Here is a 2,096-nt window from a genome sequence, read left to right on the forward strand (position 1 = left end):
ATCATGCGCTCCGTCTATCAAACGGAGCAGCCCCTTCCAACTAAGCACGTGGTCCCACAATCGGGGTCCATTTCAGTCGCCATTGCCCGCCATGCTCTCATGCTTGTAGCCCATGGTGCCCATGGCGACGAGCTGGCCGGCATATTCGAGCGTGCCGGTCAGCGTGTCCTTGACGATCTCGAGCTTGGGATGCGCGTATTTCTTCGGAAAGCCCCAGATCTCGCGGCCCGCCGCAATCGGCGGATCATCGTCGAGGTACATCTGCGAAACAAAATTGACCTCTTCGCCGTGCAAGCGCGCCGGGATCACCAGACCGGACTCGGTATAGCTGCCGAAGCCGGAACTATCAGGCATCTTGATCCATTCGTAGTGCACGATCGGCTGATCAATCGGCTCGAGCGGCTCAGGCAGCCCGGCACGGATCAACTCGGGATCGGTCTCGTAGGTAATGACCAGGAATTCGCGATTGACGAAGCGGTAGGGTCCTGCGGGATAGCTCGGACCGGCGGCCGGCATCGACGGAAGCCTCAAAAGCTCTTCCCTGCGCATCGCAAATCCCCCTGTTTGCAATATGTGGCCTGAACGCTAGCGGCGGACATTGACACTGATATGAGGGATTTCCTTCAGCCGCGTGACCCCGAATGTCCCCTTGGCGGCTGTCATCAGCACGTCACGGGCACACGGAATCGTTGGCGCGCAGGGAGTGTCAGGACATGGATGCGCGTAGCCCACATTTCGACGAACAAGAAACTGCAACCTCCCATCGCGGCTGGCGGCCGGAGCGCTGCGACCGTGTCGCGCTGGTGCTGCAAGGCGGCGGTGCGCTCGGCGCCTACCAGGCCGGCGTCTACCAGGCGCTGCACGAAGTTGGTATCGAGCCGGACCGGATCTGCGGCGTCTCAATCGGCGCGATCAACTCGGCGATCATCGCCGGCAATCCGCCGGAGCGACGGCTCGAGCGGCTGCACACATTCTGGGACCGCATCACCAGCCGCAAGATCTGGCACTACACGCCGGATGGCGACATCTTCCGCAAGGCGCGCAACTTCACCAGTTCGTTCGTGACGACGGTGCTGGGCCAGCCCGGTTTCTTCGCACCCCACAACACCAATCCCTGGTTAAGCCCGGCCGGTGCGCGGACGGCGACGAGCTATTACGACACCGCGCCGTTACGCGAGTCGCTGCTCGAGCTGGTCGATTTCGAGCGCATCAATTCCAAGAAGATGCGCTTTGCAGTCGGCGCGGTGAACGTGCTGTCGGGCAACTTCATCTATTTCGATAACGCGCATGACGAGATCATTCCCGAGCACATCATGGCGAGCGGCGCGTTGCCGCCGGCGCTGCCGATGGTAAAGGTCGGCACCGATCATTTCTGGGATGGCGGCATCGTCTCCAACACGCCGCTGCAGCATTTGCTCGACCAGGTCGACAGCCTGAATTCGCTGGTGTTCCAGGTCGACCTGTTCTCGGCCCGCGGCGTCCTGCCCCGCGACATCCACGACGTGATGGCCCGCCACAAGGACATCATGTATTCCTCGCGCACGCGGTACAACACCGATATGTATCGCAAGACCCACAATCTCCGCGCCCGCCTCTACAAGGCGCTGTCGAAGATTCCAAACGAGCAGTTATCGGAAGAAGAGCGCCATCTTCGCGATTCCAACAGCGCGCTGCCGAGCATCGCGATCCTGCAACTGATCTATCAGCAGAAGGCCTATGAAGGTCACGCCAAGGATCACGAATTCTCGGGCACCTCGATGCGCGAGCACTGGATGAGCGGATACGAGGACACCAAGCGCACGCTGATGCGACGCGACTGGATCAAGATGCCCGACAACGGCATGGGCATCGTGGTCCACGACGTACACCGCGAAAGCGAGGTGTAATTCCGCCCGTCATTGCGAGCGGAGCGAAGCAATCCATGCCGCCACTTGCGGAGAGATGGATTGCTTCGTCGCTTCGCTCCTCGCAATGACAGCTGAGAGATTTGCGCACGCTATCTCCGCCCGTCGTCCCGGGCTTGAGCCGGGACCCATATGTGGACGGCCCCCGTGGCACAAGAGCTTTTGAGGTGATCGGATCGCTGCATCCATATG

The 2,096-nt window shown here is 60.9% G+C and carries 1 protein-coding gene and 1 pseudogene; one reads left to right on the forward strand and one right to left on the reverse strand.

All coding sequences use genetic code 11. The annotated features are described in order from the left end of the window. Positions 1–75: 75 nt before the first annotated feature. Positions 76–549 (reverse strand): annotated as a pseudogene (locus AAFX91_RS41085) (acetoacetate decarboxylase); the annotation flags it as partial. A gap of 164 nt (positions 550–713) precedes the next feature. On the opposite strand from AAFX91_RS41085, the gene AAFX91_RS41090 reads away from it, so the two are divergent. Then, the gene (locus AAFX91_RS41090; RefSeq protein WP_394570281.1) at positions 714–1,886 is read left to right on the forward strand and encodes a patatin-like phospholipase family protein; all 1,173 of its coding nucleotides are present in this window, start codon (positions 714–716) and stop codon (positions 1,884–1,886) included. The last annotated feature ends 210 nt before the right edge of the window (positions 1,887–2,096 follow it).

The sequence above is a fragment of the Bradyrhizobium sp. 31Argb genome (genome assembly GCF_043638955.1).
Lineage (GTDB): Bacteria > Pseudomonadota > Alphaproteobacteria > Rhizobiales > Xanthobacteraceae > Bradyrhizobium.